The organism is Loktanella salsilacus, assembly GCF_024206795.1.
GTDB lineage: Bacteria > Pseudomonadota > Alphaproteobacteria > Rhodobacterales > Rhodobacteraceae > Loktanella > Loktanella salsilacus.
The window spans coordinates 640,797-666,982 of sequence record NZ_CP072994.1 but is presented as its reverse complement, the minus strand read 5'-3'; the positions used below and the strand labels follow the sequence as shown (position 1 = coordinate 666,982).

24 protein-coding genes and 1 riboswitch are annotated in these 26,186 nt (G+C 63.3%); of the genes, 13 read left to right on the top strand and 11 right to left on the bottom strand.

The genetic code is table 11. The features are described 5' to 3' along the window. Positions 1–6: 6 nt before the first annotated feature. The 3 genes from KBW81_RS03380 to KBW81_RS03370 all read right to left on the bottom strand — a co-directional run bounded on the left by KBW81_RS03380 (position 7) and on the right by KBW81_RS03370 (position 5,407). Positions 7–3,126 (bottom strand): efflux RND transporter permease subunit, encoded by a 3,120-nt coding sequence (locus tag KBW81_RS03380; protein ID WP_254248338.1) that lies wholly within the window; start codon positions 3,124–3,126, stop codon positions 7–9. After that, positions 3,123–4,358, bottom strand: coding sequence for an efflux RND transporter periplasmic adaptor subunit (locus KBW81_RS03375; protein ID WP_254248337.1), 1,236 nt, complete (start codon positions 4,356–4,358; stop codon positions 3,123–3,125). The genes KBW81_RS03380 and KBW81_RS03375 overlap by 4 nt, the downstream gene beginning before the upstream one ends. Before the next feature lie 158 nt (positions 4,359–4,516). Then, complete coding sequence (locus tag KBW81_RS03370) at positions 4,517–5,407, bottom strand: LysR family transcriptional regulator (RefSeq protein WP_254248336.1); 891 nt, start codon at positions 5,405–5,407, stop codon at positions 4,517–4,519. Between the two features lie 105 nt (positions 5,408–5,512). On the opposite strand from KBW81_RS03370, the gene KBW81_RS03365 reads away from it, so the two are divergent. The 11 genes from KBW81_RS03365 (at position 5,513) to KBW81_RS03315 (ending at position 13,739) form a co-directional block, all read left to right on the top strand. Then, on the top strand, positions 5,513–6,013 hold the full coding sequence (locus KBW81_RS03365) for a lactoylglutathione lyase family protein (RefSeq protein ID WP_090191322.1): 501 nt from the start codon (positions 5,513–5,515) through the stop codon (positions 6,011–6,013). Between the two features lie 143 nt (positions 6,014–6,156). Further along, positions 6,157–6,257, top strand: a riboswitch (TPP riboswitch). Between the two features lie 62 nt (positions 6,258–6,319). Beyond that, on the top strand, positions 6,320–7,129 hold the full coding sequence (gene thiD, locus KBW81_RS03360) for a bifunctional hydroxymethylpyrimidine kinase/phosphomethylpyrimidine kinase (RefSeq protein WP_411914377.1): 810 nt from the start codon (positions 6,320–6,322) through the stop codon (positions 7,127–7,129). After that, positions 7,126–8,133, top strand: a complete 1,008-nt coding sequence (locus tag KBW81_RS03355) for an FAD-dependent oxidoreductase (RefSeq protein ID WP_254248335.1) — start codon at positions 7,126–7,128, stop codon at positions 8,131–8,133. The genes thiD and KBW81_RS03355 overlap by 4 nt, the downstream gene beginning before the upstream one ends. After that, entirely contained in the window at positions 8,117–8,314 is a 198-nt protein-coding gene (gene thiS / locus KBW81_RS03350; protein WP_090191325.1) for a sulfur carrier protein ThiS, read from the top strand. The genes KBW81_RS03355 and thiS overlap by 17 nt, the downstream gene beginning before the upstream one ends. A 3-nt stretch (positions 8,315–8,317) precedes the next feature. After that, the gene (locus KBW81_RS03345) at positions 8,318–9,091 is read left to right on the top strand and encodes a thiazole synthase (RefSeq protein ID WP_254248334.1); all 774 of its coding nucleotides are present in this window, start codon (positions 8,318–8,320) and stop codon (positions 9,089–9,091) included. Then, on the top strand, positions 9,088–9,684 hold the full coding sequence (locus KBW81_RS03340) for a thiamine phosphate synthase (protein ID WP_254248333.1): 597 nt from the start codon (positions 9,088–9,090) through the stop codon (positions 9,682–9,684). The genes KBW81_RS03345 and KBW81_RS03340 overlap by 4 nt, the downstream gene beginning before the upstream one ends. After that, a complete protein-coding gene (locus KBW81_RS03335; protein WP_254248332.1) occupies positions 9,681–10,655 on the top strand; it encodes a HesA/MoeB/ThiF family protein in 975 nt (324 codons plus the stop codon). Before KBW81_RS03340 ends, KBW81_RS03335 begins: the two co-directional genes overlap by 4 nt. Before the next feature lie 12 nt (positions 10,656–10,667). Further along, entirely contained in the window at positions 10,668–11,606 is a 939-nt protein-coding gene (locus KBW81_RS03330; RefSeq protein WP_254248331.1) for an ABC transporter substrate-binding protein, read from the top strand. Beyond that, positions 11,603–12,283 carry a thiaminase II gene (tenA, locus tag KBW81_RS03325; protein WP_254248330.1) on the top strand — a complete coding sequence of 227 codons (681 nt, stop codon included), beginning with the start codon at positions 11,603–11,605 and terminating at the stop codon, positions 12,281–12,283. Before KBW81_RS03330 ends, tenA begins: the two co-directional genes overlap by 4 nt. Beyond that, positions 12,280–13,002: an ABC transporter ATP-binding protein gene (locus KBW81_RS03320; protein WP_254248329.1), complete on the top strand. Its 723-nt coding sequence runs from the start codon at positions 12,280–12,282 to the stop codon at positions 13,000–13,002. Before tenA ends, KBW81_RS03320 begins: the two co-directional genes overlap by 4 nt. Continuing rightward, a complete protein-coding gene (locus KBW81_RS03315) occupies positions 12,999–13,739 on the top strand; it encodes an ABC transporter permease (RefSeq protein WP_254248328.1) in 741 nt (246 codons plus the stop codon). Before KBW81_RS03320 ends, KBW81_RS03315 begins: the two co-directional genes overlap by 4 nt. On the opposite strand, the gene KBW81_RS03310 is transcribed toward KBW81_RS03315, so the two are convergent. The 7 genes from KBW81_RS03310 to KBW81_RS03280 are packed head-to-tail and all read right to left on the bottom strand — an operon-like array spanning position 13,736 to position 22,973. Beyond that, on the bottom strand, positions 13,736–15,157 hold the full coding sequence (locus KBW81_RS03310; RefSeq protein WP_254248327.1) for an AMP-binding protein: 1,422 nt from the start codon (positions 15,155–15,157) through the stop codon (positions 13,736–13,738). The two genes, KBW81_RS03315 and KBW81_RS03310, sit on opposite strands and share 4 nt — an antisense overlap. Further along, positions 15,150–15,995, bottom strand: coding sequence for a hypothetical protein (locus KBW81_RS03305; protein ID WP_254248326.1), 846 nt, complete (start codon positions 15,993–15,995; stop codon positions 15,150–15,152). Before KBW81_RS03305 ends, KBW81_RS03310 begins: the two co-directional genes overlap by 8 nt. After that, positions 15,992–17,302 (bottom strand): diacylglycerol/polyprenol kinase family protein, encoded by a 1,311-nt coding sequence (locus tag KBW81_RS03300; protein ID WP_254248325.1) that lies wholly within the window; start codon positions 17,300–17,302, stop codon positions 15,992–15,994. The genes KBW81_RS03305 and KBW81_RS03300 overlap by 4 nt, the downstream gene beginning before the upstream one ends. Continuing rightward, positions 17,299–18,396 carry a BtaA family protein gene (locus tag KBW81_RS03295; RefSeq protein WP_254248324.1) on the bottom strand — a complete coding sequence of 366 codons (1,098 nt, stop codon included), beginning with the start codon at positions 18,394–18,396 and terminating at the stop codon, positions 17,299–17,301. Before KBW81_RS03295 ends, KBW81_RS03300 begins: the two co-directional genes overlap by 4 nt. Then, a complete protein-coding gene (locus tag KBW81_RS03290) occupies positions 18,386–20,806 on the bottom strand; it encodes a PEP/pyruvate-binding domain-containing protein (RefSeq protein WP_254248323.1) in 2,421 nt (806 codons plus the stop codon). Before KBW81_RS03290 ends, KBW81_RS03295 begins: the two co-directional genes overlap by 11 nt. Beyond that, a complete protein-coding gene (locus tag KBW81_RS03285; protein ID WP_254248322.1) occupies positions 20,806–21,666 on the bottom strand; it encodes a UbiA family prenyltransferase in 861 nt (286 codons plus the stop codon). Before KBW81_RS03285 ends, KBW81_RS03290 begins: the two co-directional genes overlap by 1 nt. Before the next feature lie 41 nt (positions 21,667–21,707). Then, the gene (locus tag KBW81_RS03280) at positions 21,708–22,973 is read right to left on the bottom strand and encodes a hydroxymethylglutaryl-CoA reductase (protein WP_254248321.1); all 1,266 of its coding nucleotides are present in this window, start codon (positions 22,971–22,973) and stop codon (positions 21,708–21,710) included. Positions 22,974–23,054: 81 nt separating this feature from the next. On the opposite strand from KBW81_RS03280, the gene KBW81_RS03275 reads away from it, so the two are divergent. Both KBW81_RS03275 and KBW81_RS03270 read left to right on the top strand, forming a co-directional pair. Beyond that, on the top strand, positions 23,055–24,173 hold the full coding sequence (locus KBW81_RS03275; protein ID WP_254248320.1) for a sulfotransferase family protein: 1,119 nt from the start codon (positions 23,055–23,057) through the stop codon (positions 24,171–24,173). Then, entirely contained in the window at positions 24,170–25,414 is a 1,245-nt protein-coding gene (locus KBW81_RS03270; RefSeq protein WP_254248319.1) for a cytochrome P450, read from the top strand. Before KBW81_RS03275 ends, KBW81_RS03270 begins: the two co-directional genes overlap by 4 nt. Here KBW81_RS03270 and KBW81_RS03265 read toward each other — a convergent pair. Then, the gene (locus KBW81_RS03265; RefSeq protein ID WP_254248318.1) at positions 25,401–26,174 is read right to left on the bottom strand and encodes a COG4705 family protein; all 774 of its coding nucleotides are present in this window, start codon (positions 26,172–26,174) and stop codon (positions 25,401–25,403) included. The two genes, KBW81_RS03270 and KBW81_RS03265, sit on opposite strands and share 14 nt — an antisense overlap. Positions 26,175–26,186 lie beyond the last annotated feature (12 nt).

Below are 26,186 nucleotides of genomic sequence, written 5' to 3'. Positions count from 1 at the left end.
TAAAACTCACACCCGGTCAAACGTCGTGTCGAACCCGCGGGCCTGCTGCTCGCCTTGCAGACGCTTGGACGCCATCCCGGGCTCTGACCCCCAAATGGCAATCCAGCGATAGAACACCGGCGTCAAGAACAGGGTAAAGATAGTGGCAAAGCCAAGCCCGCCGACGATGACCCAACCCACGGCAATCCGCGCCTCTGCCCCCGCGCCAGAGGTGATGATCAGCGGCAGGCCGCCAAAGACGGTGGACACCATCGTCATCATCACAGGCCGGATGCGCAGTGCCAGCGCGTCACGGATGGCGCTGTCGATATCCTGCCCGGCCTCGCGCAGCTGGTTGGCGAATTCGACGATCAGAATGCCATTCTTAGCCATGACCCCGATCAGCATCACAAGGCCGATCTGGCTGTAATAGTTTAGTGATCCGCCCGTCAGTTTAATCGCGAACAAGGCCGCGGCCAGACCGAAAGGCACGGTCAGCATGATGACAACCGCACTTGCGATGCTTTCGAACTGGGCGGCCAGCACAAGGAACACAATCAAAAACGCCACGCCAAAGACAGTGTACATCGCCGACTGGCCGTCCGTCAGCGTTGCGGCTTCACCGGTAAAGATGATGCCCATGTCATCCGGCAAAACCTCCTCGGCGATTGTGGTCAGATGCGCCATGGCCGTGCCCAAATCGACGCCTTCGGCAAGGTTCGCTTGCGCTGAGACGGCCAATGATCCGCCCTGCCGGGTGATGCTGGACTGGCTGACCACAGGCACCAAGGTTGCCGCTGACGACAGCGGGACAAAGCTGCCGCCGGGCAGCTGCAAAAAGATGCCTTCGATATCGCTTGGATCGTCAATCGGCGGCCCGCCCGCGACGACATTGACGTCAGTTTCCGTGTCATCTTGGAACACGGTGACGGCCACGCTGCCTTGGATCATGGTGCTGACGGTTTGCGTGATTTCTGCCTCGGTCAGGCCGAACACTTCGGCCATTTCAGGGTCCACGCGCACCTCGTATTGCGCCTGCACATCGTCGCCAGACAGCTGCGGATTCACAAAGCTGGCGTCGTTGCCCATCGCAGCCACCAGCGTATCAGCCGCATCCGTCATCGCATCGACGTTGTTCCCCGTCACCGCGAACCCAAGACCCTGCCCCGCGCCGCGAATATTCAAGCTGTTGGTGGACCGGGCGCTGACCTGCACACCGGGCACGCTGCCCAGCTTGGCGTTAATCTCGGCGATCAGTTCTGCCTGCGACCAGTCGCGATCTGCCCAATCTGGCAAGCGCACCACGATAAAGGCACTGGTGCCGCCGCCGACGCCGATGATGCTTTGCACCACGTCGATCTGGCCGCTGGCGCGGTAGGGATCAAGGATCGCTTCGATCTGGGCGACCTGCGTGTCTAGATAGGCGACGGTTGTATCAGCCGCGCCCCGCGCTTGGATCAGGAAAAACCCGCGGTCTTCCTCTGGTGTGATGCTGGACGACAGGGTCTGCGACGCGCCTGCGGCCATGATGGCAAAGCCCATGGCGACGGTCAGCACAAGGATCGGCGCGCGAATTGCCCGGTCCATGATCGCGTCAAAGCCGCGCGCCATGCGGCTTTTCGGCTTCGGCTCAGCCTCTGCCTTGCCCGGTTTTCCCGGGTCTAGGAACGCCGCCATGACGGGGGCCAGCGTCAGCGCCGTCAGCGACGACAACGTGACAGAAAACGCCAGCACAAAGCCAAATTCGCTGAACACGCCGCCCGCTTGGCCCGGCAGAAATGAAATCGGAATGAACACAGCGGCAAGCGTCGCCGTGGTTGAAATCACGGCAAAGAACACCTCGTTTGTGCCAGCGGCGGCGGCGGCAAAGGGGCCCATGCCTTCTTTGCGTTTGCGCACGATGTTTTCGATCACGACGATGGCGTCATCCACGACCATGCCCGTGGCCAGCACCAGCGCCAGCAAACTGATCGAGTTCACGGAAAAGCCTGTGATCCAGATCGCCGCGACCGTGCCGACCAGCGACACCGGGATCGTAACCGCCGGGATGATCGTCGCGCGCGGCGAGCGCAGGAAGGCAAAGATCACGGCAACAACGATCACCGTCGCAAGGCCAATGGATTTGATCACCTCGTCGATGGACCCTTCAATGAACACACCATCGTCGGATGCGATCAGCAGCTCGACCCCTTCTGGCAGGGTGGTGCGCAGATCATGCACAGCTGCGCGCACGGCCTTGGAAATCGTCAGCGTGTTGCCCACGGATTGCCGCGTAATATCAAGGCCCACCGCCGATTGGCCATTCACGCGCGTGGACACATCGCTGTCCTCTGGCACGATCTGGACAAAGGCCACGTCTGACACGCGCGTCGTCGCATTGATCGCCACCTGATTGACGGAATCGACAGTCACATCGGCATTGCCGACCCGCAGCGCCAAGGTTTGCGCATCCGTTTCCACCGACCCCAGCGGCGTGTCATCGCGCAAGGACGCCAGCGCATCGGTCACGTCTGCGACGTCCAGCCCCCGGCTTAGCAAGGACCGCATATCAAGCGTGACCCGAAATTCATTCGCGCGATTGCCGCGCACAGTCACCTCGGCGATGCCATCAATCGTGGATAGGCGGTCATAGACCGCGCCTTCGGCAATCGCTGTCAGTTCGTCAAAACTCGCGTCCCCCAGCAGGGCCAAACGGATGATCGCATCGGCGTTGCTGTCGCTTTTCGTCACGCTGGGGTCATCGTCGATATCGTCCGGCAACTGCCGCAGCGTGGCGAATACGATCTCTCTGGCCTCGTTCGCGGCGACGTCGACATCGGTGCCTTCGGACAAGTCGATTGTAATGCGGCTGGACCCAGTAGAGGAGCTGGATTCCATATAGGACAGCCCCTCAAGCGCGCTGAGCGCGTCCTCTAGGACCTGTGTGATTTCTTGGTCCACGGTGGACGGCACAGCGCCCTCATAGGACGTGCGCACAGACAGCACCGGCTGGTCCACGTCAGGCATTTCGCGCACATCGACCGAAGACAGCGCCGCCAGACCCGCGATCAGGATCAGCAGGTTCAGCACGATCCCAAGCAAGGGCCGCGCCACGAACAGGTCGGCAAAACCCTTTTTGACGTGGTTCATTTTCGAAGGATCGCTCATGTCGGATCACCTGCCGGTGCAGTTTGCGCACTTGCGTCAGCCCCGACACGGGCACCGCCTTCTCGTGGCGCACCGTCCCTAGCACCGCTGCGCACGGCATCCGGCGTCGTGATCGCCGCGCCAGCGCGCAGCTTTTGCGCGCCTTCGCTGATCACAGCGGTGCCTGCAGCGATATCAGCATCAATCCAAACAGTGCTATCGCGCCGATACAGGATCGTCACGGCGACCTGCTCTGCCTTGCCATCGGCGTCGATCCAAACGCTGGACCCGGCCCGCGACCACGTAATCGCCGTCGCGGGCACGGCAGGCAGCGGGTCGCTTTCTTGCAAGATGCGCACGGCAAAGGTCATGCCCGGCCACAGTTCCCCGCTGGCGTTATCAATCCGCGCCTTGACGGTCACGCTGCGGGTCACATCATCAAGGCGGCTGTCAAAGGACACCACCTCGCCCTCGAAATTGCGCCCGGTAAAGCTGGGGGTACTGGCGACGACGGTCTTGACGTCCTGCAGAATGCCGATGGCACGCTCTGGCAGTTCAAACTCCACCAGCAAGGCTTCGTCATTGTCGATGGTGACGACGACATCATTGGCGGACAACTGATCGCCGACCTCGATATCGCTCAGCCCCAGCTTGCCTGCGATGGGCGCGCGCAGGGTGCGATCGTCTAGCGCCACTTGCGCCAAGCCGACATTCGCCTCGGCCAACCGCTGGGCGATGCGCGCATCCGACAGGGTCACGTCGGTCACGGTGGAATTGCCGCTGGCCCGCAGGCGATCATAACGCCCAACGGTCTCGTTCGCTTGATCCAGTTGCGCCTGCGCGATTTCCAGATCCAGCGTCTGGGTGCGGGCGTCCAGTTGCACTAGGACATCACCCGCCGCGACAGTGGTATTGGCGCTAAGGTTAACCTGCGTCACCTCGCCCGCCGTGTCGGACACAACATCGGCGCTGCGCAGGGCGACAGCGGTGCCAAGCGCGTTCAAGACGACCTCAAAGGGTTGCAGTTCCAGCGGCGTGGTTACCACGGTCGTCGCACGGCTGCCCCCGCCGGGCCGTCCGCCGCCGCCGGGGCGGCCCCCAGCGGCAGGGCCAGCAGCTGCGGCCTGATCGCCTTGTGCCTCTGCCGTTTCTAGATTGAGAGCGCTCGTGACGCGGTCCGGCATGCCAAAGACCGCAGCATAGATCACAAACAAAATCACAACCGAGAATATCACTGAAAATAGTCTGCGCACGCCCTGTGCCCCTTTGATGCCAAGATGTATCCCGGCTTGAACGCGCGGTGATGCAGCATCCGTCGCAAGTTTCTTTCGATTGTTTTGCTTTGCAGATCACATCGGCGTCAGACGCGCCGTTGCGTATCAAGGCCGCGCGCGAATTTAAGGCATTTAACTTAGCTTAACTGTCCCGCCGCCAATGCAATCAGTTCGCTGGCATACTGCAGCCGCGCCGACATCGTGCGTCCGCGCCGCCCCGCGAGCCACAGCGGATGCCGCCGCCGCTTTGCCAGATGCACGACCTTTAGCAAATCCCTGCGAGCAAAGGCTTCTACCCCGCTGCGCGGCAACAACGTATAACCAACGCCCTGCGCCACCGGGGCCGGGATCTGGCCGATCTGGTTGACAAAACCACGCACGCGCAGCCTGTCGGCACCGGGGTATGCGCCGGGAAAATTAAGGTGTAGCAAGTCATCGGCATAGGCGTCGCCATCAGGATGCCCGATCATCCCCCGCGCTTGCAAATCGGCAAAGCTGGGCGGCGTATCTGGCGCATCTGCTGGCAGGACAAGGCACAATTCTTCTTCGCCCAAATGCGTCGCTTGCAGGCGCGGGTGGCCGGGGTCTGCGTCCAGCACGCCCAAGTCAAACTGCCCGTCGATCAGCCCCGACAGCACCTGCGCTTGCGGCGCGGCTTGCAGGTGGATCACCAGATCAGGCGCAGCCTGCATCCAAGGCATCAGCGCGGGATACAGCAGCATCGCAAAGCTGCCGGAACAGGCGATCCGCACGGTGCCACTGTCGCGATCATCGGCGGTGATTGCGCGGCGCAAGGCGTCCTCTTGCGCGCGGCGGGACTGACCAAGGGCCAAGACCGCTTCCCCCGCCGGGGTCAGGGTAAAGCTTTTGCCTTGCCGCGTGATCAGGCTTTGACCGACCTGCGCCTCTAGCTTTCGCAGATGCTGCGACACGCCGGGCTGCGTCATGTTCAACCGCGCCGCCGTGCGGGTGAAATGTTCCGCCTCGCACAGGGTTGTAAAGGTCTCGAGCCAAGTCGCGTTCAGCATGGGCTAACCAAATATTTTGTTATGATTTTTATTGTATATCATAATTTCACACGCAAGGCACGCATCGCTATCTGATGGGTATCGCAACCTTGCAGGAGACCTAAAATGTCCCAGACACCCCGCACCTTTTCCCACATCGGCCTCTCCGTTCCCGACCTTGACGCCGCCGTAAAATTCTATGCCGACGTGCTTGGTTTTTACGTCGTCATGCAGCCCACCGAAGCGTTCGAAGATGACAGCGCCATCGGCGTGATGTGCACCGATGTTTTCGGCCCCGGCTGGGTGTCGCTGCGCATCGCGCACCTTTCCACCGCCGATGGTATCGGTATCGAAATCTTTGAATTCCCTGGCAATTATGCCCCTGATGAAAAGCTGGAACACAAGCGCCACGGCGCCTTTCACTTTGCCGTCCAAGACCCCGATGTCGAAGGTTTGACCAAAGCCATCGTCGCCGCAGGCGGCCGCCAGCGGATGCCGATCCGCGAATATTTCCCCGGCGAAAAACCGTATCGCATGGTCTATGTCGAAGACCCTTTTGGCATCGTGTTCGAGATCTACAGCCACAGCTACGAGCTGACCTACTCTGCCGGGGCCTACGCGTCGTAAAGCCCGCGCGACCGGGAGGACGCCCAGCGGCACGCGGTTGCAGTGCGCGCCCCCGGCACAACCATTCCGCTGTTGCGATCCGCAAAATTCGCAACTAGCGTCCGGTCAAATCGCCACCCCAAACTTGGGGGCGGCGCAAGACATATTATCCGTCGGGGGGCCCTTTGGGGCTGAGAGGTGCACGCACCGACCCGTCGAACCTGATCCGGGTTATACCGGCGTAGGGAACGGGTAGAACGCACCACTCTTGGGGCGTATTCTCGTTTTTTCACGTCGGCATTTCCCAAAACTTGGAAAGTTGCCGCCGTGAACACTGCCCCTCCGATCACCTTGACGATTGCCGGATCCGACAGCGGTGGCGGCGCTGGCGTGCAGGCTGACATCAAGGCGATGTCCGCCAATGGTACCTATGCCGCCAGTGTCATCACCGCCGTGACCGCGCAAAATACCTGCGCTGTCACCCATCTGCACGCGATCCCCGCCGACATCGTTGCCGCCCAGATTGCAGCAGTGCTGTCCGATCTGGACGTGCGGGCGATCAAGCTGGGGATGCTGTTTTCCGCGCCCATCATCGATGCCGTGGCGCAGGGGCTGGCTGGATTTACAGGCCCCATCGTCCTTGATCCCGTAATGATCGCCAAATCCGGCGATACGCTTTTGCAAGATGCCGCCGTCGCCGCCATGACCCGTGCACTGCTGCCCCGCGCGACCCTGCTGACCCCCAACCTGCCGGAGGCCGCCCGCCTGCTGGGCACCGCCCCCGCCACGACCAAGGTTGAGGTGATCGCCCAAGGCATGCGCCTGCTGGACCTTGGCCCGCAGGCCGTTTTGATGAAAGGCGGCCATGCTGAAGGTGCGGTCTGCACCGATATCCTGATCGGCCCGGACGGCGTAATGGCCACGCTAAACGCCCCCCGCGTTGCCACCCGCAACACTCACGGCACCGGCTGCACCTACTCTGCCGCGATCACGGCGCAACTGGCGCTGGGGCTGGACTTGCCTGCCGCCGTCACGGCCGCGCACCGCTATCTGCAAGGCGCGATCAAAGCCGCCGATCAACTGAACGTCGGTGCCGGTCACGGTCCGGTGCATCATTTCCACGCGGTCTGGGCATGACCGCCAACACCGCCTCTGTCACCGTCATCGGCGCAGGCGTTGCAGGCCTGTGCACCGCCCGCGCCTTGCTGGATCGCGGCGCGCAGGTCACGGTCATCGACCGCCACGCCGCCCCCGGCCCCCACGCCTGTTCATGGTGGGCGGGCGGCATGCTAGCCCCATTTTGCGAAGGCGAAAGCGCCGAGGAACCCGTGGTGCGGCTAGGCCAAGAGGCGGCAGACTGGTGGGCCCGGCGCACCGGGTCCGTGCAACGCTGCGGCTCTCTCGTAATCTCTCCCGCGCGGGATAGGGCGGAACTTGCACGCTTCGCCAAGCGGACGACCGGGCACAGCACCGTCGATCAAGGCGCCATCGCCGCGCTGGAACCCGATCTTGCCGGACGTTTCACCAGCGGGCTGTATTTCGCGCAAGAGGCGCATCTGTCCCCCCGCACCGCGCTTGCCGATCTGCGTGCTGGCCTTGTGGCAGATGGTTGCGCCTTCCAGATCGCCGACGCGCGCCCCGAAGATCACGCCGCCCGCAGTCTGACGATTGACTGCCGCGGCTTTGCAGCGCGGGATGCGATCCCTGATTTGCGCGGTGTGAAGGGTGAAATGCTGATCCTGTCTTGCCCTGACGTGTCGCTGTCCCGCCCCATCCGCCTGCTGCATCCCCGCGCGCCGCTCTACATCGTGCCGCGCGGGGATGGCATATTCATGCTGGGGGCGACGATGATCGAAGGCCGCGCAGGCCCGCACATCACCGCCCGCGCCCTGCTGCAACTGCTGTCCGCCGCCTACGCCCTGCACCCCGCCTTTGCCGAGGCGGAGGTGATCGAGGTTGGCGTCGATAGCCGCCCCGCCTTTGCCGACAACCTGCCGCGCATCCGCCGCAGCGGCAATCTGATCCGGCTGAACGGCCTGTTCCGTCACGGCTTTCTGCTGGCCCCTGCCGCCGCCCGCATGGTGGCCGACCTGATTTTCGACAACCAAATGCCAGAGGTGATGGATGAGACTGCAGCTTAACGGAGCGCCCATCGCGGCGCAGGCAGCGACCCTTGCAGAGCTGTTGGACGCCTACGGTTTTGCCAATGCCAAAGTGGCAACCGCGGTGAACGGCAAATTCGTGCCCGCCACCGACCGCGCCGATTATGCGCTGTCAAACGGCGATCAGGTCGAAATCCTTGCGCCGATGCAGGGGGGCTGAGTGATGCGTGATTTTTATGGCACCGCCTTGCCCGGCGGTTTGATGCTGGGCACCGCGCAATACCCGTCGCCTGCGATCCTTGCCGACGCCTTCCGCCGCAGCGGGGCCAGTGTCGCCACCGTGTCCCTGCGCCGCGAAAGCGGACAAGACCGCGCAGGCCAAGATTTCTGGCGGCTGATCAGCGATCTGGGCGTACGCATTCTGCCCAACACCGCAGGGTGCCACACGGTAAAAGAGGCGGTGACCACCGCCCATATGGCCCGCGAAATATTCGATACGCCGTGGATCAAGCTAGAGGTCATCGGCGATGCCGACACGCTGCAGCCCGACGTCTTTGGCCTTGTCGAAGCCACCCGCATCCTGACCGCCGATGGCTTTCAAGTGTTCCCCTACACGACTGAGGATCTGGTTGTCGCAGACCGCCTGCTGGATGCGGGATGCGAAGTCTTGATGCCTTGGGGGGCACCCATCGGGTCGGGGCTGGGGCTCAACAACATCTTTGGCCTGCGGGCCTTGCGCGCCCATTTTCCGGATGTGCCATTGGTGATCGACGCAGGCCTTGGCCTGCCATCGCAAGCCGCACATGCGATGGAACTGGGGTTCGACGCCGTGCTGTTGAACACCGCCGTCGCCGCAGCCGGCGATCCCGCCGCGATGGCAGAGGCGTTTGCGCTGGCAATCCGCGCCGGACAACTCGCCGCGCACGCAGACCCGATGGAGCCGCGCGACATGGCCGCACCGTCCACCCCCCTGCTTGGAAAGGCGTTCCTTGGATGAGCCTTGATCGTTTCTATCCCATCTTTGACAGCGCCGACTGGCTGGAACGGCTGGTCCCGCTGGGCATCAAACTGGTGCAACTGCGGATGAAAGACGCCAGCGAAGCCGTGCTGCGGGGTCACATCCGCCGCGCCAAAACGATCTGCGCCGCGCAGGGCTGCACGCTGGTCATCAACGATCACTGGCGCATCGCGATTGATGAAGGCTGCGACTGGCTGCACCTTGGTCAAGAGGATCTGGACACCGCCGACATGCCCGCAATCCGCGCCGCTGGCCTGCGCCTTGGCGTCAGCACCCATGACCGCACAGAACTGGCCCGCGCGCTGGAATTGGTCCCCGACTACATCGCCCTTGGCCCGATCTATCCGACGATCCTGAAGCAGATGAAGTGGCACCAACAAGGCGTGGACAAGCTGACCACATGGCGCAGCCTGATCGGTCAAACGCCCCTGATCGCCATCGGCGGCATGACCATTGATCGCGCGGCGGGGGCCTTTGCCGCCGGGGCAGACACGGTGTCCGCCGTGACAGATATCACCCTGCACACAGACCCAGAGGCGCGGGTCCGCGCTTGGCTGGCGGCCACTCGATGAGCCGCTATATCCGCCAGGAAATCCTGCCCCAGGTCGGCCCCGCAGGTCAGGCCGCCATCAGCGCCGCCCGTGTGCTTGTCATCGGCGCTGGCGGGCTGGCCGCGCCGGTGCTGCAATATTTGGTTGGGGCAGGCATCGGACATCTGACGTTGGTCGATCCGGACACCGTGTCCCTGTCCAACCTGCACCGGCAAACGCTGTTTCGCATGGATGACATCGGCCAACCGAAGGTAGACGCCGCCGCCGCGACCCTGCGGCAACTGAACGATGACTGCCGGATCGACACGGTGCAGGCCGCCCTTGATCCGGCAAATGCCGCTGCGCTGATTGCGGCCCACACCCTTGTGCTGGACTGCGCCGATAGCTTTGCCGCCTGCTACATCCTGTCTGACGCCTGCCTTGTCGCCGGGGTGCCGCTGATCAGCGCCTCGACCCTTGGATTTACCGGCTATGTCGGCGGGTTCTGCGCCGGTGCCCCATCCCTGCGCGCCATATTCCCCGATCTGCCGGACCGCGCCGCCAGCTGCGCGACCGCAGGCGTGATGGGCCCCGTTGTCGGGCTGATCGGGGCGGCGCAGGCGCAGATGGCGCTGGCTGTCCTGATCGGGCAAACCCCTTCCCCGCTTGGCCAGATGTTGCAGTTCGACTTGGCCAGTTTTCGCGCCAGCGGCTTTCGTTTTGACACAGCGCCAGAGCCCGAAGCCGGTTTTCGCTTTATCGCCCCCGCGCAGATTGGCCCCGCCGATGTGGTCATCGACCTGCGCGATACCCAAGAAGCACCATCCCCCGTCATCCCCACCGCCCTGCGCATGACCAACGCGCAGATCGCGGATCAAACTTTTCCTGATACGGGCCGCATCGTTTTCGCCTGCCGCTCTGGCCTGCGGGCATGGCAGGCGGCCAGCACGTTGCGGACCAAACGGGGCGGCGAAATCTCACTCATTGCATGCGGCGATACGCCGGAAATTTGAAAGGCACAGACCATGAAACTGACCACCCTCACCGCCGCATTGGCCCTCACCGCTCAGCCGCTTTGGGCTGCTGACGATATGACTATTCTACTGGATTGGTTCGTGAACCCCGACCACGGCCCGATCATCGTGGCGCAGGAAATGGGCTATTTTGCGGACCAAGACCTGAACGTCACGATCATCGCCCCGGCTGATCCGTCCGATCCGCCCAAGATGGTCGCCGCGGGTCAAGCCGATCTGGCGATTTCCTACCAGCCGCAACTGCACCTACAAATCCACGAGGGGCTGCCGCTGCGCCGTGTCGGCACGCTGGTCGCGACCCCGCTGAATTGCCTGCTGGCGCTGGCGGACGGGCCGATCAAATCCCCCGCCGACCTTGCGGGCAAAAAGGTCGGCTTTTCTGTCGGCGGCGTTGAAGAGGCGATGCTGGGGGCCATCCTGACCCACAACGGCGTCGCCCCGGATGATGTCGAAATGGTCAACGTAAATTGGTCACTATCGCCGTCGCTGATGTCGGGCCAAGTCGACGCGGTCATCGGGGCCTTTCGCAATTTCGAGCTGACCCAGATGGAACTTGAAGGCGTCAAAGGCCACTGCTTTTTCGTCGAAGAAGAAGGCATCCCGTCCTATGACGAGCTGATCTATGTCGCCAACGCGGACACGATGGACAAAGACCGCATCGCCCGCTTTTTGGCCGCTACGCAGAAGGCGACCCAATATATCGTCAACCACCCGCAAGACAGCTGGAAGGTCTTCGCCGCCACCTCGGCAGAGCTTGACGACACCCTGAACGCCCGCGCTTGGACCGACACGATCCCGCGCTTTGCCCTGCGCCCCGCTGCCTTTGACGTCGGCCGCTATGCCGCGTTCGAGGCGTTTCTGGCCGAAGCTGGCCTTGTGCCTGACCAGACGCCTGTGTCCGGCATCGCGATTGACGTGACCGCGCCATGACGGCACCGGATTACGGGCAAACCTTTGCCCTGTGGCGCGGCGGCGCACTGGGGCCGTGGCGCGATTATACCCGCCACGCCTTTGTCGCGGGACTGGGCGACGGGACGCTGCCGCGTGCGGCGTTCCTGCACTACCTGACGCAGGACTACGTCTTTCTGGTGCACTTCGCCCGCGCGTGGTCGCTGGCCGTGGTCAAATCGGAAACGCTGGAGGAGATGCGCACCTGCGCCGCAACCGTAGACGCGCTGGTCAATCACGAAATGGCCCTGCATATCGGCGTCTGCGCTGCGCACGGCATTGACGAGGCAACACTTTTCGCAACGGCCGAGGCCGCGCCCAACCTTGCCTATACCCGCTACGTTTTGGACGCGGGCCTGCAGGGGGATTTCCTTGATCTGATGGCCGCGCTTGCGCCCTGCGTCATGGGATACGGCGAAATCGGCCTGCATCTGGCGCAGACCTGCACGCCGGACACGCCCTACAAGGACTGGATCGATACCTATGCCGCCCCGGACTATCAGGCCGTTTGCAAAAGTGTCGGCGTGATGATCGACGACGCCGTGACGCAGCGGATCGGCACCTTGTCCGCCTCTGCGCGTGCTGCGCGGTTGCAGCAGCGTTTCACCACGGCGACCCAGCTAGAGGTCGGCTTTTGGCAGATGGGTCTGGACGCATGACACCCCCGCCGGGCATCACACTAGCGGGGGATTATGCCCTAGGGGGTGCGCCGCTGTTCAGCGCGGATTTGCACCTGCGGGCGGGGGAATGGACCTGCTTGCTTGGGCGGTCCGGCACTGGCAAAACGACGATCCTGCGGTTGCTGCTTAGCCTGCCGACGGGTGGCCATTTTGCCGGGCAGATTGCGGCCTCGGACAGTGCCAGCCTGCAAAACCGCGTCAGCTATATGGCGCAATCTGATCTGCTGCTGCCCTGGCTGAACGTGCTGGACAATGTCTGCATCGGCGCCCGCTTGCGGGGCACGCCCCCTGACCGTGCCCGCGCGGCAGAGCTGCTGCGCCGTGTCGGTCTGTCAGGTGCCGCACATTACATGCCGCGCCAGCTTTCCGGCGGCATGCGCCAACGCGCCGCCCTTGCCCGCACCCTGTGCGAGGATCGCCCCGTTGTTCTGCTAGACGAGCCCTTCTCGGCGCTTGATGCAGGCACCCGCGCCGATATGCAGGACCTTGCGGCGCAGGCGCTGGCGGGCCGCACTGTCCTGCTGGTCACTCACGACCCGGCAGAGGCCGCGCGGCTGGCCCATCAGATCGTCCTGCTGTCGCCGCAAGGGACGGCAGTCTGGCCGACCCCGCCGCAATCCCCGCCCCGCGCCATCGACGCCCCGGACACGATCGCGAGCCAAAGCCGCCTGCTGGCGCATCTGCGCTGCGCCGCATGAGGGGGCGGGATATCTTGGCTGCGGTACTGCTTGCGCTGGCCCTGTGGCAGGCGGCGGTCACACTGACAGGCGCGCCGCATTTCATCCTTCCCTCGCCGCTGCGGGTCATGCAGGCCGCTTGGGCAAGCCGGGCTTTAATCGCGCAAAACGCGTGGGTGACGGGGATCGAAGTGATGCTGGGCCTGGTCCTTGGCACGGCTTTGGGCGCCGCGACGGCGGTCGGTCTGGCGTTCTCAAAAAGGGCAGAGCGGCTGATGCTGCCGCTGCTGGTCTTCAGCCAAGCGGTCCCGGTCTTCGCCCTCGCACCCTTGCTGACGCTGTGGTTCGGCTATGGCATGGGGTCCAAAATCGTGATGACCGTGCTGATCATCTTCTTTCCCGTGACATCAGCCTTTCACGACGGGTTGCGCCGCGCGGCCCCAGGCTATCACGATCTGGCCGCGACGATGGGCGCAAGCCGCTGGCGGTTCATGCGCCAAATCGCGATCCCGCAGGCCCTGCCCGCGCTGGGGTCTGGCCTGCGGTTGGCCGCAGTTTATGCGCCGATTGGGGCCGTCATTGGCGAATGGGTCGGGGCGTCGCGGGGGCTGGGATATCTAATGCTGCTGGCCAATGGCCGGGCCAAGATCGACCTGATGTTCGCCGCCCTGATCGTTTTGGCCTGCCTGACGGTCGCTTTGCATCTGGCTGTGGGAAAGCTTGCAGATCAGTTGTCACGCTATGCGCACGGCGATTAAAGCAGCTTTTGCAACGCCTTGCGGTCTACCTTTGACGCATGGCGGCGGTCCATCGGGATGCGAGCGATATGCTTGATGCTGGGGATATCCAGCTGTGCGGCGGCTTTCGTCCAAGCGTTCAGGCACGCCGCGTCCCCTGCGATCACAAGACAGGGCGCACCGCGCACCGACATCAATGCGCATTGGGCCGCTCCGGGCCAAGACCGCGCGGCGACCTCAATCTGAAACGGATATGTCGGCTTGCCAGCCAGATCGACCTGCGTGCCAACGCGCCCCAGAAGCCACAGCCGTCCTTGCGCGTCGAAATACCCCGCATCGCCAGTGCGGTGCCAGATGATTTGCCCGATCCGCACCTTGTTTTCCGCATCATGCGCGGGGTCCAGATAGCCGCCGTTGACATGCCCGCCGGCGACCTGAATTTCGCCCGCGACGATGCGCACCTGAATATCGCGAACGGGCGGTCCGACCAGAAGGCCCTGCCCCGCCGCCATTGCCGCCACGTCCTGAGCGGTGATCTGGGCGCTGCTGAGGTGCGCAATCGGCTCTGCCTCGGTCGAGCCGTAGACGCAGGTGATGTCCAAGGCGGGCCCCTCAGCTTGCAATCGCCGCAGCAGGTCCGGGAAAATCGGGCCGCCGCCAGTAAAGACGGTGTGCAGTGACGGCGGTATCGCGCCGCCAGCCAGCGTGTCGCAAAGCGCGGGCGGCAGAAGGGCGCGGGTGACGATGTGCTGCGCTATCCAAGCCGTCAGCGCGGCGGGTTGCACCTGCGCGAGCTGCGACATCTTCCAGTTTGGCAGGACGGACGTGCGGCCGCTGGCGATGTTGATCAGGACAAAGACCGGAAAGGCGACAAGGTCGACCTCTGCGGCGCTGCTGTCCAGCATCGGCGCAATGGCGCGGTGCTGGGCGGCGAGGAAGCCATGGCTGCGCGGGATCGCTTTGGGCGCGCCGCTGGTGCCAGAGGTGAAAGAGATCAGCGCCAGATCACCCGCATCTGGCAGGGGCAGTTCAAGCGCGGGGCCCAGCTTTGCGATGGGGCGCAAATGCGGCAAGCGCCACAGCGCTGGCAAGGCAAAGCGGAGCAGCCCGTATGCGCCCGCGCTGGCAAAGGCCGTGACCCCCGCCACCCGCACCGCATGGCGCAGGCCCGCCAGACCCATCGCAGGCTCTGGCAAGACCACGGTCGCGCCCAGCGACCACAGCGCCGCAAGGCTGGCGTAAAGGTCGGCGTCCACGCGCATCGCAAGCAGCACGCGGTCGCCTTTGCCGATGCCGCAGGCGTGCCACGCCCGCGCCAATCCCTGCGCGCGGGCCTGCAACTGCGCAAAGCTGACCCGCCGCCCTAGCCCGTCGATGATTGCGGTTCGGTCAGGGGTCCGTGCGACGGCGGCGGCAAAGTCGGACAGCAGATCAGCCATCGCGGATCAGCCCGAACAGACCATAGCGGCGAAAGATCTCCGCGCCTTCGGACGCGCTGCGCAAGGCCGACAGGTTGTCGTCATGAATCAGCGCATGGATCGCGGTGTCATAGCCCAGCGCGGCGGCGGCGGTGTGAAAGGCATGGGCCAAATGCTGCCCCGCACCCTTTTGTAGGCTGGCATAAGTCTTGAGGATCGCACTGCGCGGCGCAAACCCTTCGGCATAATTGGGCGTGCCGAACAAAAAGCCCGCCAGCGTGCCATCCGGGCGGCGGGCAAAGAAGATCAGCTCGCGCTTTAGCATCGGCACCATGGGCATATACATCGCCAGAAAGGCGTCCCGACTGATCGGTTTGTAGAAGGCGTTGCGCGCAAAGGCTGCGCTGGACAGGGCGTAGACCTGCGCAAACAGCGCCTCTGGCGCGGTGCCGTCCCACGCCTGAATTGTAAAATCATCGGTGGGCGCAGGCGGCGTGGCTGCGGCAGTGGCCAGTGGCACCCGGGCGGAAAAGTAGCTGCTGATCTGGGTGAAGCCTGCGTCCGTGAACAGGACGCGCGCTGCGGGATCGTCCTTCGGCTCCAGCAGGAATGCGGGGCTGCCGTCTGTTTGCGTGACAAAGCGGTAGCTGTGCCATGTGTCGCCGTCCATCGGGCCGATAATGCGGCGCTGGCAAGCATCCCAGACAAGGGCGATCGCCTGATCCAACACCGCGCGGCCTGCCTCTGGCGTTTTGCAGGCGAACCCGCCCAGCGTCGCCGTTGGTGCGCCGTCCCATGCCGGGCCGTCCAGATAGACGGTGATCTTGGCGCCGTCATTTTGAAACACACGGCTTGTCATGCGGCAAATCCAATCGCTGCCAGATAGGTTGTCACCGGGATCGCGAGGGACATCAGCGTCACCTTTGTCACGCGGCTTGCCCCGAACGCGGCTGGGATCAGGGACGGCGTCAGCCCTGAAAGCAAAACGCTGGCGACCACGGCGGGCCACATCGGACCGTTCCAGTTCGACGCATCAGGGTTTAGCCCAAATGCCACTGCGTAAATCACGCAAAGCCCCCCTGCTGCCAGCAACAGCAGCCCGCCGCGCACCGCTACGGGACGGTCTGCCAGCGCTAAGGCGCACAGCGCCAAGGTCATGCCCATCGCGGTCAGCCCGTAAAAGGTCACCGCGTTCCACCCCGTCGCATTGCCCAGCGTCAGCCAGCCGAAACTGACCAGCGCCAGCCCGGCGACGATGTCCAGATCGGGGTATTTGCCCCGGCAGGGTGCGGCGCTGCGGCTGAACGCATGGGCGGCAAGGACAAGGATCGGGATGATCGCGTTGTGCACCTCTACCGTAGCAAGCAGCAGGAAAACCGTGGTGACATAGACGTGGGACGCGTGATGCGTCAGCCCGATGCGCGGCGCAATCAGGCGGAATGCCACAAGGGACGCCGCAAAAACAGCCGCCAGCCACAGCAGGTCGCCCAACGGGCTGGCCGCATGGACGGACAGGAATGTCAGCAGACCCAAGGGCAGGAACAGGTTGTCGAAGCCGCGCCAACTGGCGGCCTCGACCAGTGTGCCAAAGCCGGCGACCATCAGGGCAATGACGATGATATTGGGCGGCGGGAACGGCGTCATCAGCATCAGGCACAGGATCGCAATCAGCAGGGTGACTATGAAAAAGACGACGCTGCCTTCGACGCTTTTGCGCCCTTCTTCGATCTTGAAAAACCGCGTGCCATAGGTGCTGCCCGCCAGCGCCGCCGCAGCATCCGCCAGTGTCAGCACGGCCATCGGCAGCACATAAAGGTAAGGCTCGTCGCCCGCGAGAAAGAGGCAAACGCCGACGGACAGCGCCAGCAGCAGATCGCCATAGGACGTGCGCTCGACGCCGTGCAACGTCTGCCCAAGCCGCGATCCGGGACGCCGCAGCACCAGCATGACGACAAGCGTCACCGCGACCAGCACATAGACAGGCCAGCGATCCGGGAACAGCCACGGCAGGGTCAGGGCGTAAAGGCCGGTGGCGATGTGCACCAGCTTGCGCTGCACTTCTGCCCCGATCTGCCAGACGCCCGCCAGCCGCCGCACCAAAGCCATCACCCCCAGCAGCACCGCAACAGAGCCAAGCGCCAGCCCGATCTGGAGCGGAGCCGTCACGCAGTGACCTCTTCGACGATCAGGTCGGAGTAGAAGAACGCCTTGTCGATAGCTTTCAGGCGATCCTCGGTATCTGCCAGCGTCCGGACGCGGCCGGCGTATTGTGGCGGCATCCGGCGCGGGGCCATCATATTCCAATACACCAGCCGCGCACCGGGGGCCGCGGCACCAAGGATGTCGCCATAGACCTGCGCAAAGGTATCCGGCGACATGTATTCAAAGATGTCTGACAGGTTGAACCCGTCGGCCTTTTCCCCGGTCGAGATAAATGCCTCTAACGCACCGGGGCGGATGTCGAGGCGATCAAGGCGCGCCTTGATCACCTCAAAATGCTCTGCCCGCCACGTCATCGGCAGGGCCGCGCCGTGAGTGCCTTTCATGATCCAGTGCAGATAGGGGTTTTCCGCCGGATCACAGGTGACGGCAGCATGGTGAATGCGGCGGGCAACGTGTTGCGCCGGGCTGCCGTCGACGTGGTCAAAGAACGCCTTGTCCCGCCCCATCCGGCCCATAACAAAGCGCGAAAAGAAGGTGTTCAGCAGCAAACGCCACCGCCACGTGTTAAAGCGCTGATCCAGAAACGCCTGACGCGCGGCCAAAGGGCGGGTTTCAAAGATAGCATCGATCGTCCGCTTGCTGTGGACCAACGGCAAAAGCCGGGTGCGAAAGATGCGGAAATAGCGTTCGAACTTGCCCACGCCGCCAGCGCCATAAAGCGCGACGTCATCGGCGAGCGCCTGCCAGAAGGTCTGCGTGTCTGGGTCCAGCCCCGCCAGCGCCCGGTCCAGCAGACCTGCGCGCTGCGTGCTGGGGCGCGCGCCCATCAGCTCCAGAAACTCTGAGTGGGATAGGTTGCGAAACGCGCCGATCCGCAAGTGCAGGCAGGCGATTTGCGCCGGCGACAGATCGACGACCACGACCTTTGCAGGGTCCAGCGTCAGCATCGCCAATGCGTTATCCCCGGCGGAACAGATCGACACCAGCGTCCCGCCTGCGCAATCGCCAAGGGCCTGGGTCAGGACATCCGCGTCCTCCCACAACTGGGCATAGCGGATGTGGTCAAAAGCCGCCTTGCCTGCGATTTCAGAGGTCATTCAAACGCTCCACTATGCCAGTTGCCCCATCGACGCAGATCAACTCCCCGTCGCTAATCCACTGTGTCGCGCCTTTCAGACCCACAACGCAAGGGATGCCCAGTTCGCGCGCCACGATGGCCGAATGGGACAAGAGCGAGCCGCGTTCGACCACGATGGCGGCGGCGTTGGAAAAGACCGCGATCCAGCCCGGATCGGTATGGCGCGCAATCAAGATGTCGCCGGGGGTCAAGGTTTCCGTGCGCGGATCGCGGATCACCCGCGCCCGCGCCGTGACGCGGCCAGCAGAGCAGCCTGTCGCGCTGCGCTGCGTGGCGAGGTCTTTTGTCGTGCTTTCGGGTTGCCACACCGGTGCAATCGCAGGGCCGCGCAGCGTAATCCGCTCTGGCGGGTCGGGGCGCAGGGCGGATGCGGCGTCGTCTGCCTTGCGCAGGGCGATCAGGGATTTCAGGTTCGGCGACAGACCGTAACCTTCGACCGCGCCCAGCGCCTCGTCCTTGGTCAGATAGAAGATGTCGCGCGGCGCGGCGATCAGCCCACGGGCAGCGAATTCGCGCCCCAGCGCCAGGAAGACGCGGCGCGTCAGGCCAAAGATGCGCGTGCGTTCAAACCGCAGGTTTTCGCGGTCGCGCACCCGGGCCTTGGTCCAGTTGATAAGCCATTTGGCAAAGTGTCGCTTGATGGGATTTTGGGGAAACAGCGCGGACCAGTCCGGCGCGGTCCCCACCCGATCAGCCACCGGGCCGCGCCCGGCACTGGCGGCGATGGCCTGCAATAGACTGCTGGGATCATCCGTCAGCGGGATGCTTTCCAGCTTTAGCTCTTCGGTGCAGCGATCACCAAAGCGGTCCAGATAAGCGTGAACCTTTTGCAATATCGCCGGATGTCCGGCCAGCGCGTCCAATCCATCAGCGGCCAAAGCCTTGGCCAGACCCGCCTGCGCCACCAACTGCCCCATCTGCGCAATGCGCTGCGCAGGCTCGGCCGAGACGATATCCCCCTGCCCGATCATGACATCGTTGTGCAGGATAAGCCCCTGTGGCCCCAGCCATTTTTCCAGCAGATTGCGCGAGGCCCCAAAGGCGATCATGCACAAAAAGTCATTCACCAGCGGCGCGTCCCAGCGGTCCAGTAGCGTGCTTTCAATCCGGCGGTATTCGGCGGCCAGCGCGGTTGGCCCCGCCGTTTGTGGAGCAAATCCGCTATCCAGTGCCGCGTTCAGGCGGTCATAAAACCGCGCGCGCGTGCGGGGTAGCCGGGTCGCCTGCCAGATCAGACCGCCCGCAACCCGCACCAGCTTGAGGTATTCCCGCGCGCGCGCGGCACCCTTGGCGGGGGGCGGGCCGATGCTTTGCGTGACTTCATCCGGCATCGGGGTCGCGACGCCCATCATGGTTTCCATATAGGCGCGGTTCAGCGAAAACCCCGGCAGCAGGGCCAAGGCGCGATACCAGTTCACAAGGTTATAATAGACACGGCCATCAACCCGCCCCAGCATATTGCCAAAGACGCCGGCATGCGCTGCAACCGTGGCATCAGGGACCCCCAACAGGCCAACAAAGGCGCGGTAAACGCGGGCATAGACATGCACGGCAAAGGAATAGGTTAGCGGGCTAACCATGCCGGGATAGCTTTCGACAATGTTGGAATTGTCAAAGATCGTCAGCGCGCTGTCTGCCTGCGGCGCTGGCAGCAGCGGCGTCGTGATCGGGCGCGATTGCAGGATATGCAGGCCAGCGGCGTCGATGGCCCATTCGATATCCTGCGGCGCGGCAAAGGCCGCCTCTGCCCGGCGCGCAAGGTCTGCGACGGCCAGCGCCTGCGCGGGGGTCAGCACCTGCGGCGCATCTGGCCCTTGCGCTGTATCCGTGACGATCCAATCCTCGCCGTCGACTTCGCCCGACACCAGCCTTTCGCCCAAGCCTGCGATGGCAGAGATCACAACAACGCCCCGCTGCCCCGACACCGGATCGGCGGAAAAGGCGACGCCTGCGGATTGCGCGTCAATCATGCGCTGGACAATGACGGCGGGCCCTTCTGCCGCACCGCCGGATTTAAGCTGGCGATAGGTGGCGACGGTATCGCCAAAGCCTGACTGGTAAACCTGTTGCGCGGCCTGCCAGACGTTAGCGGCCGCGACGTTCAGCATCGTATCAAACTGCCCCGCGTGGCTATGCTCTGCCCCGTCCTCTGCCCGGGCAGAGCTGCGCACGGCAAAGGGGCCGACCCCCAGCGCGTGCAAGGCCGCGTCCAGCCCGGCGATCGGTTCACGCGCAGCGCAGGCGCTTGCCGGGATGACAAAGAACGCAGGCGGGTTGAACCCCAGCTTGGCCAGCTGCGCGAGGGACGCAGCCTTGCCGCCGACCTGCTGCACGTCCTGCGCGGCCTCTTGAGCGATGATGCCAGACATTAAAGAACCCTTATCAAGACGGGCACAAAGCCTGCGATGGCATAGCAGGCGAAAACCCAAAGACCCGCAACCGTATCCATGCGCTTTTCCGCGCCGGGTGTGGGGGATATGGCATAGGCCCGCGCGGCCCAAAGGCAGGCGGCAAAGCCTGCCCCGCCCAATACAAGCGTGATCCAAGGTGCGCCTGTTACGGCACCGACGCCTAGCAGCAGGCCAAAGGATAGCGCGGTGCAAGCCGCCCAGATAATGGCCGCGCGGCGCGGCCCCCAGAGGCGGGAATAAGTTTCCACCCCCGGCAATTCGCTTTGCGGTGCCCACAGCTTGCGCCCGATTTCCAGCACGCAGCCATTGACGAAAGATAGCGCCAGAAACAGCCAGATGCCCCGCGCTGCCCCGCCGCCGGGCATCCATTCGATCCCGGTCAGCAAAAGATCAATCAACGGCATGATCGCCATATGGCTGACCAGATACAGCAGCGGCCGCGCCTTGAGCCACGCTGCCACGCCGAATTCTGCGGTCATCGCAGCCAGCCAGAGCCAGACCAGCGCGAGCAGCCAAAGCGCGGGGGGATGCCACAGCCAAACGGCCAGCGCCGTGACGGGCAGCGAGGCAAGCCCAAGCGCGATAATCTGGCGCAGCGACACCAACCCGCGGGGGATCGGGCGGTGCGGTCGATAGCGGCGGTCGTCGTCCAGATCCTTGTATTCATCGCAAACGCGCATCTGGAAAAACAGCATCATCGCGGCCATGAAGGCCGCCACAAACGCCCACGCTTCGGGCAGCGGCCGCCCTGCCATTTCAGCCGAAGCGCACAGGCTTGCCGCTGAAAACACCGCCAGCAACGGGACCGTCTTGGCCAACGGAAAGCGTTCCTTTTGATAGGTCCAAAGCGCCGCAGTCTTCATCGGTGCCGCGCCAATTGCTGATGCGCCCGCGTAAAATGCCCCGCCGCAATCGCCGCCACGATCGAGATTTCACCGCACAGACACGTCGCTGCCGCGACCTCTGCCAATGCCGCGCCTTTGCCCGCACCCTTGAGCCCCAGAATGTTCAGCCCTGCCGATTGGCTGGGCAGCGATGTGCCGCCGCCGACCGACCCCACAAGGATGTTGGGCATGGTGACAGAGCAGAACAAATCATCGCCCCGCGCCTCCATCCTTGTGATCCCAACGGCGCTTTCGGCCACGCAGGCGGCGTCTTGCCCGGTGGCCAGATAAAGCGCGGCCAAACCGTTCGCGTAATGCGCCTGCGCGCCAAGCTGGCCTGACAGATGTGATCCAAGGTTCGCAACCTGACCGTAATCCAGCATCGCCTGCACACTGGTGCCAAGCACGCCTTCGACCACCTTGGCGGGCAAGGTGACAGACGCGCTGACCTTGCGGCCGCGTCCGGTGACGAGGCCCAAAAAGGACGCCTTTTTATCGCCGGAAAAGTTGCCTTCGATATACCACGCCTTCACCTTGATGGGGCAGCGCGCGTTGATGTCTTCGCACAGCGCGTTTGTCGCGATGGTCACCATGTTCTGCCCCGCCGCGTCGCCCGTTGTGTAGCGGCAGATCAGAAACACGATGTTATTGTCCACCATCGGCTCGACCGAGGTCAGCTTGCCGTGGCGCGTTGTCGCCTCTGCTGCGGCCTTGAGCGTTTCGATGTCATTCACGACCCACTCCACGAACAGCCCTGCGTTGACCAAGCTGTCAAAGACAAAGGCTGGCGTGCGGATCACGCCCTCGTACAGCAGCGCGGTGCTGATGCCGCCGGATTTTGTCGCGGCATAGGCGCCCCGCCCGTAGGACGCGACCAAGGCCGCCTCTGTCGTGGCCAGCGGGACGTTGTAATCGCCGTGGGCGTTCAAGCCGTTGATGCGCAGCGGGCCGATGATGCCGACGGGGATTTTTACAGTGCCGATGAAGTTTTCAATATTGGCGTCGAATAGCGCCGGACCAGCCATGGTCAGCGGGTCGGCCAAGGCGTCTCGGTCCTGCGTCGATGCTGTATCCAGCAAACGGTTCCAGTATTTCGCGACCGATGCCGCCGTGGCGCGGCGCACCGGGCGAAGGGCGGCAAAGGCAGCCGCGCTGGGCTGCATACGGTTTGCCAGTGGCTCTGCCTGAAACGTTGCGCGGACTTTGCGCAGCATGTCGATCACATGGGACGGGATGGTCATAGGCAGAACTCCGGCTTTACTTCGCGGGTGATAGCCTAAAAACATATCGGCAATGCGGTAAATATGCGATCGGACCCGGAAATGAGCGCCCAGCTGAAACATCAATGGAGCATTGGGCACAATTATCTGACCGGAATCACCTTTGGGCGGTGGTGCAAATTGCTGGCGCAAAACGGGTTTCAGGTGTCCCCTGCCTATTTGCACCGCGCTGCCGCGATTACGCTGGCAAGCTTGTCCAATTCGGTCTGCGCCGGGGTAGAGGAATTGCGCTATGGCCCGGCGATCCGCCAGGCCCCGCGCCCCAAAGCGCCGCTATTTATCCTTGGCCATTGGCGCAGCGGCACGACCCTGCTGCACGAATTGCTGGCGCAGGACCGCGCCCAGTTTCAATTTCCTAACACCTATCAGGTTGTGAACCCTTACACTTTTCTGACGACCGAAGGCTTTACCACCCGCATGTTCCCATGGCTGGTCCCGCCAAAGCGCCCGATGGATAACATGGCGCTGGCCTTTACGTCCCCGCAAGAGGACGAGTTCGCGCCGCTGCTGATGACGCTGACCTCGCTTTACCTTGGCACGAGTTTTCCGCGCCGGATGGATCATTACGACCGCTACATGACGTTTCAAGATGCCGACCCGCAAGAAGTTGCAGCCTGGCAGTCCGCCTTTGTCACCTTTTGCAAAAAGCTATCGCTGCATGACACACGCCATTTGCTGATCAAATCACCGCCGCATACCGCGCGCATTCGGCTGATATTACAGATGTTTCCGGACGCCCGTTTCATTCATATCCACCGCGACCCCTACCGCGTCTTTCAATCGCAGCGGCATTTCTTTGATACCGCTGGCTGGTACACCTATCTGCAAAAGCCCGATCTGGGGGCGATTGACGATGGCATCCTGCGCCGCCACGAGGCGATGTATGACGCCTATTACGCCGACCTGCCCTTGGTCCCAAAAGGCCAGATTCACGAGCTTCGCTTTGATGCGTTAGAGGCCGATCCGGTCGGCGAAATCGCAAAGGCCTATGACGCGCTGTCGCTGGACGGTTTCGCGGAATTCTCTTTGGTCTTGCGCGATTATGTAGCCAGCCTGAAAGGGTATAAAAAGAACAGTTTCGGCGAATTGGACGCCCCCACCAAAGCCATCGTCGCAGACCGCTGGGCCCGCAGTTTTGAACGCGGGGGCTATGCGAAATGACGCGTGCGCCGGGGCCAAAGGGCAGCTTGCTGTGGGGATCGCTAGGGGCGTTTAAGGCGGACTCGCTGGGGTTTTTGGCGCAGGCCGCGCAGGACCATGGCGATATTGTGCGCCTGCGATTTGGGCCGATCACGGCGCATTTAGTCAACCACCCTGCGCTGGTGGAACGGGTGCTGTCGCGCAATGCGGCAAACTATGACAAGGCCACCCGCAGCGCGGACCGGATCGCGGCCACCACAGGGCGCAGCCTTTTGTCTGCCGATCAGACCGCATGGGCCCGGCACCGCCGCCTGATCCAGCCCGCATTCCAGCCTCGCGCCTTCGATGGGATCGGCCCTGTCTTAGACGACCTGATTGCTCCGATGTTTGTCCGTTGGGACAAGGCGGGCAAGATCGATATCGTGGACGAGATGATGCAACTGGTCATCGCTGCCGCGATCCGCATCCTGTTTTCATCCAGCATCGATCCGCAGCGCATTAACGCGCCTTTGGAAATCCTGCTGGCCGACACCTGGCGCCGGATCGAGGCCCCTTTGGACGCCTCTCTCCTCTCTCCCCGTCTGCACCGCCCCGCCTTTAAAAAGGCTGTTGCGCAGATTGATGCGATCGTGCTCGATCTGATCCAAACGCGCCGCGCCAGTGTCCAGCGCCCGGACGATGTGCTGACCCGCCTGCTGGATGCCCACGCGGCAGAGGGAGAGGCGCAATTGACGGATCAAGAACTGCGCGACGCCGCCGTGACGCTGCTGCTTGCGGGGCACGAGACGACGGCCAATGCATTGTCTTGGGCCTTCATCCACGCCTCTGGTACCATTCAGGTCGCAGACCCCGCACACATTTTTGCAGAGGCGATCAGGCTTTACCCGTCGATCTGGATCATCGAACGCCGTGCGTTGCAGGCGGACACCATTGGCGGCGTTGACATCCCGCGCGGCAGTTCGGTCCTGATCTCTCCGTTTCTGCTGCACCGCCGGGCTGATTTCTGGCCTGATCCGACGCGATTTGACCCCGCCCGCTTTGCCGATGGCACACCGCGTCCGCGCGATGCTTACCTGCCGTTCGGGCTGGGGCAACATCGCTGCGTCGGCCTGCATCTGGCGAACAAGATCGCAGCCCACGTGATCGGCCGGGTCTTTGCAGAATTTGACCTGCAGCCCCTGCCCGGCCAGACGCCCCGCACCGATCCCGGGATCACCCTGCGCCATGCGCAGCCATTCTGGATGAGCGTTAGCCGATCATAGGCTGCACGCGGGTTTGGCGCCCCAGCGACATGTAGATGACAATCGCGACAATGGCGGCCAGAAACAGCGCGCTGGTCATGATCGCCCCAAGACCGTAGCCGCCATATTCCGCAGGCTGCGACAACAGATCGCCAAAGGATGCGCCCAGCGGGCGGGTAAAGATATAGGCGATCCAGAATGCCCAAACCCCGTCAAGTTTGAGCACAAAATAACCCGCCGTCACCGATGCGATGATCATGCCGAACAAGATGCCCGTCGCCATGTAGCCCAGCGCAAAATGCTCTGCCACCAGATCGCCCGCAGCGGTTCCAAGGGCAAAGGTGAACAGGATCGCAAGCCAATAGAAGCCCTCGCGCAGGGTCGTCTTGACCTCGTGGATCGACAGTGTGCGTTCTGACGCGAACCAAGCGGCAAAGGTCAGGGCCAGCAAGGCGCTGAACAAAACCGTCGTCGTCACCAGCGATACGCCAAAGTTGTCGACAAGGTTGTCAGTCACCAACGTGCCAACGATCGAAATCAGCACGACCGCCAGCCAATATGACCACGGCACGTACCGCCTTTGGCGAAATTGCAGCGCCAACGCGCCGATCAGAATGGCCGCCATCAGCAGCGAGGTCGCAGTCAGCCCAAGGCCAAGGTTCACAGCCAAAAAGTCGGCCGCGGTTTCCCCCATCGTAACGGCCATCAGTTTGATCAGCCAGAAGTCGACGGTCACATCAGGTACGCGGTTCAGGGCGGCGGATGGTGCAAAAGTGCTCATGGTTTTTCCCTT

Coding starts and splice junctions, on each gene's coding strand:
- KBW81_RS03380 (WP_254248338.1), bottom strand. CDS start 3,126: ATGAGCGATCCTTCGAAAATGAACCACGTCAAAAAGGGTTTTGCCGAC.
- KBW81_RS03370 (WP_254248336.1), bottom strand. CDS start 5,407: ATGCTGAACGCGACTTGGCTCGAGACCTTTACAACCCTGTGCGAGGCG.
- KBW81_RS03365 (WP_090191322.1), top strand. CDS start 5,513: ATGTCCCAGACACCCCGCACCTTTTCCCACATCGGCCTCTCCGTTCCC.
- KBW81_RS03355 (WP_254248335.1), top strand. CDS start 7,126: ATGACCGCCAACACCGCCTCTGTCACCGTCATCGGCGCAGGCGTTGCA.
- thiS (WP_090191325.1), top strand. CDS start 8,117: ATGAGACTGCAGCTTAACGGAGCGCCCATCGCGGCGCAGGCAGCGACC.
- KBW81_RS03345 (WP_254248334.1), top strand. CDS start 8,318: ATGCGTGATTTTTATGGCACCGCCTTGCCCGGCGGTTTGATGCTGGGC.
- KBW81_RS03340 (WP_254248333.1), top strand. CDS start 9,088: ATGAGCCTTGATCGTTTCTATCCCATCTTTGACAGCGCCGACTGGCTG.
- KBW81_RS03335 (WP_254248332.1), top strand. CDS start 9,681: ATGAGCCGCTATATCCGCCAGGAAATCCTGCCCCAGGTCGGCCCCGCA.
- KBW81_RS03330 (WP_254248331.1), top strand. CDS start 10,668: ATGAAACTGACCACCCTCACCGCCGCATTGGCCCTCACCGCTCAGCCG.
- tenA (WP_254248330.1), top strand. CDS start 11,603: ATGACGGCACCGGATTACGGGCAAACCTTTGCCCTGTGGCGCGGCGGC.
- KBW81_RS03320 (WP_254248329.1), top strand. CDS start 12,280: ATGACACCCCCGCCGGGCATCACACTAGCGGGGGATTATGCCCTAGGG.
- KBW81_RS03315 (WP_254248328.1), top strand. CDS start 12,999: ATGAGGGGGCGGGATATCTTGGCTGCGGTACTGCTTGCGCTGGCCCTG.
- KBW81_RS03310 (WP_254248327.1), bottom strand. CDS start 15,157: ATGGCTGATCTGCTGTCCGACTTTGCCGCCGCCGTCGCACGGACCCCT.
- KBW81_RS03305 (WP_254248326.1), bottom strand. CDS start 15,995: ATGACAAGCCGTGTGTTTCAAAATGACGGCGCCAAGATCACCGTCTAT.
- KBW81_RS03295 (WP_254248324.1), bottom strand. CDS start 18,396: ATGACCTCTGAAATCGCAGGCAAGGCGGCTTTTGACCACATCCGCTAT.
- KBW81_RS03290 (WP_254248323.1), bottom strand. CDS start 20,806: ATGTCTGGCATCATCGCTCAAGAGGCCGCGCAGGACGTGCAGCAGGTC.
- KBW81_RS03280 (WP_254248321.1), bottom strand. CDS start 22,973: ATGACCATCCCGTCCCATGTGATCGACATGCTGCGCAAAGTCCGCGCA.
- KBW81_RS03275 (WP_254248320.1), top strand. CDS start 23,055: ATGAGCGCCCAGCTGAAACATCAATGGAGCATTGGGCACAATTATCTG.
- KBW81_RS03270 (WP_254248319.1), top strand. CDS start 24,170: ATGACGCGTGCGCCGGGGCCAAAGGGCAGCTTGCTGTGGGGATCGCTA.
- KBW81_RS03265 (WP_254248318.1), bottom strand. CDS start 26,174: ATGAGCACTTTTGCACCATCCGCCGCCCTGAACCGCGTACCTGATGTG.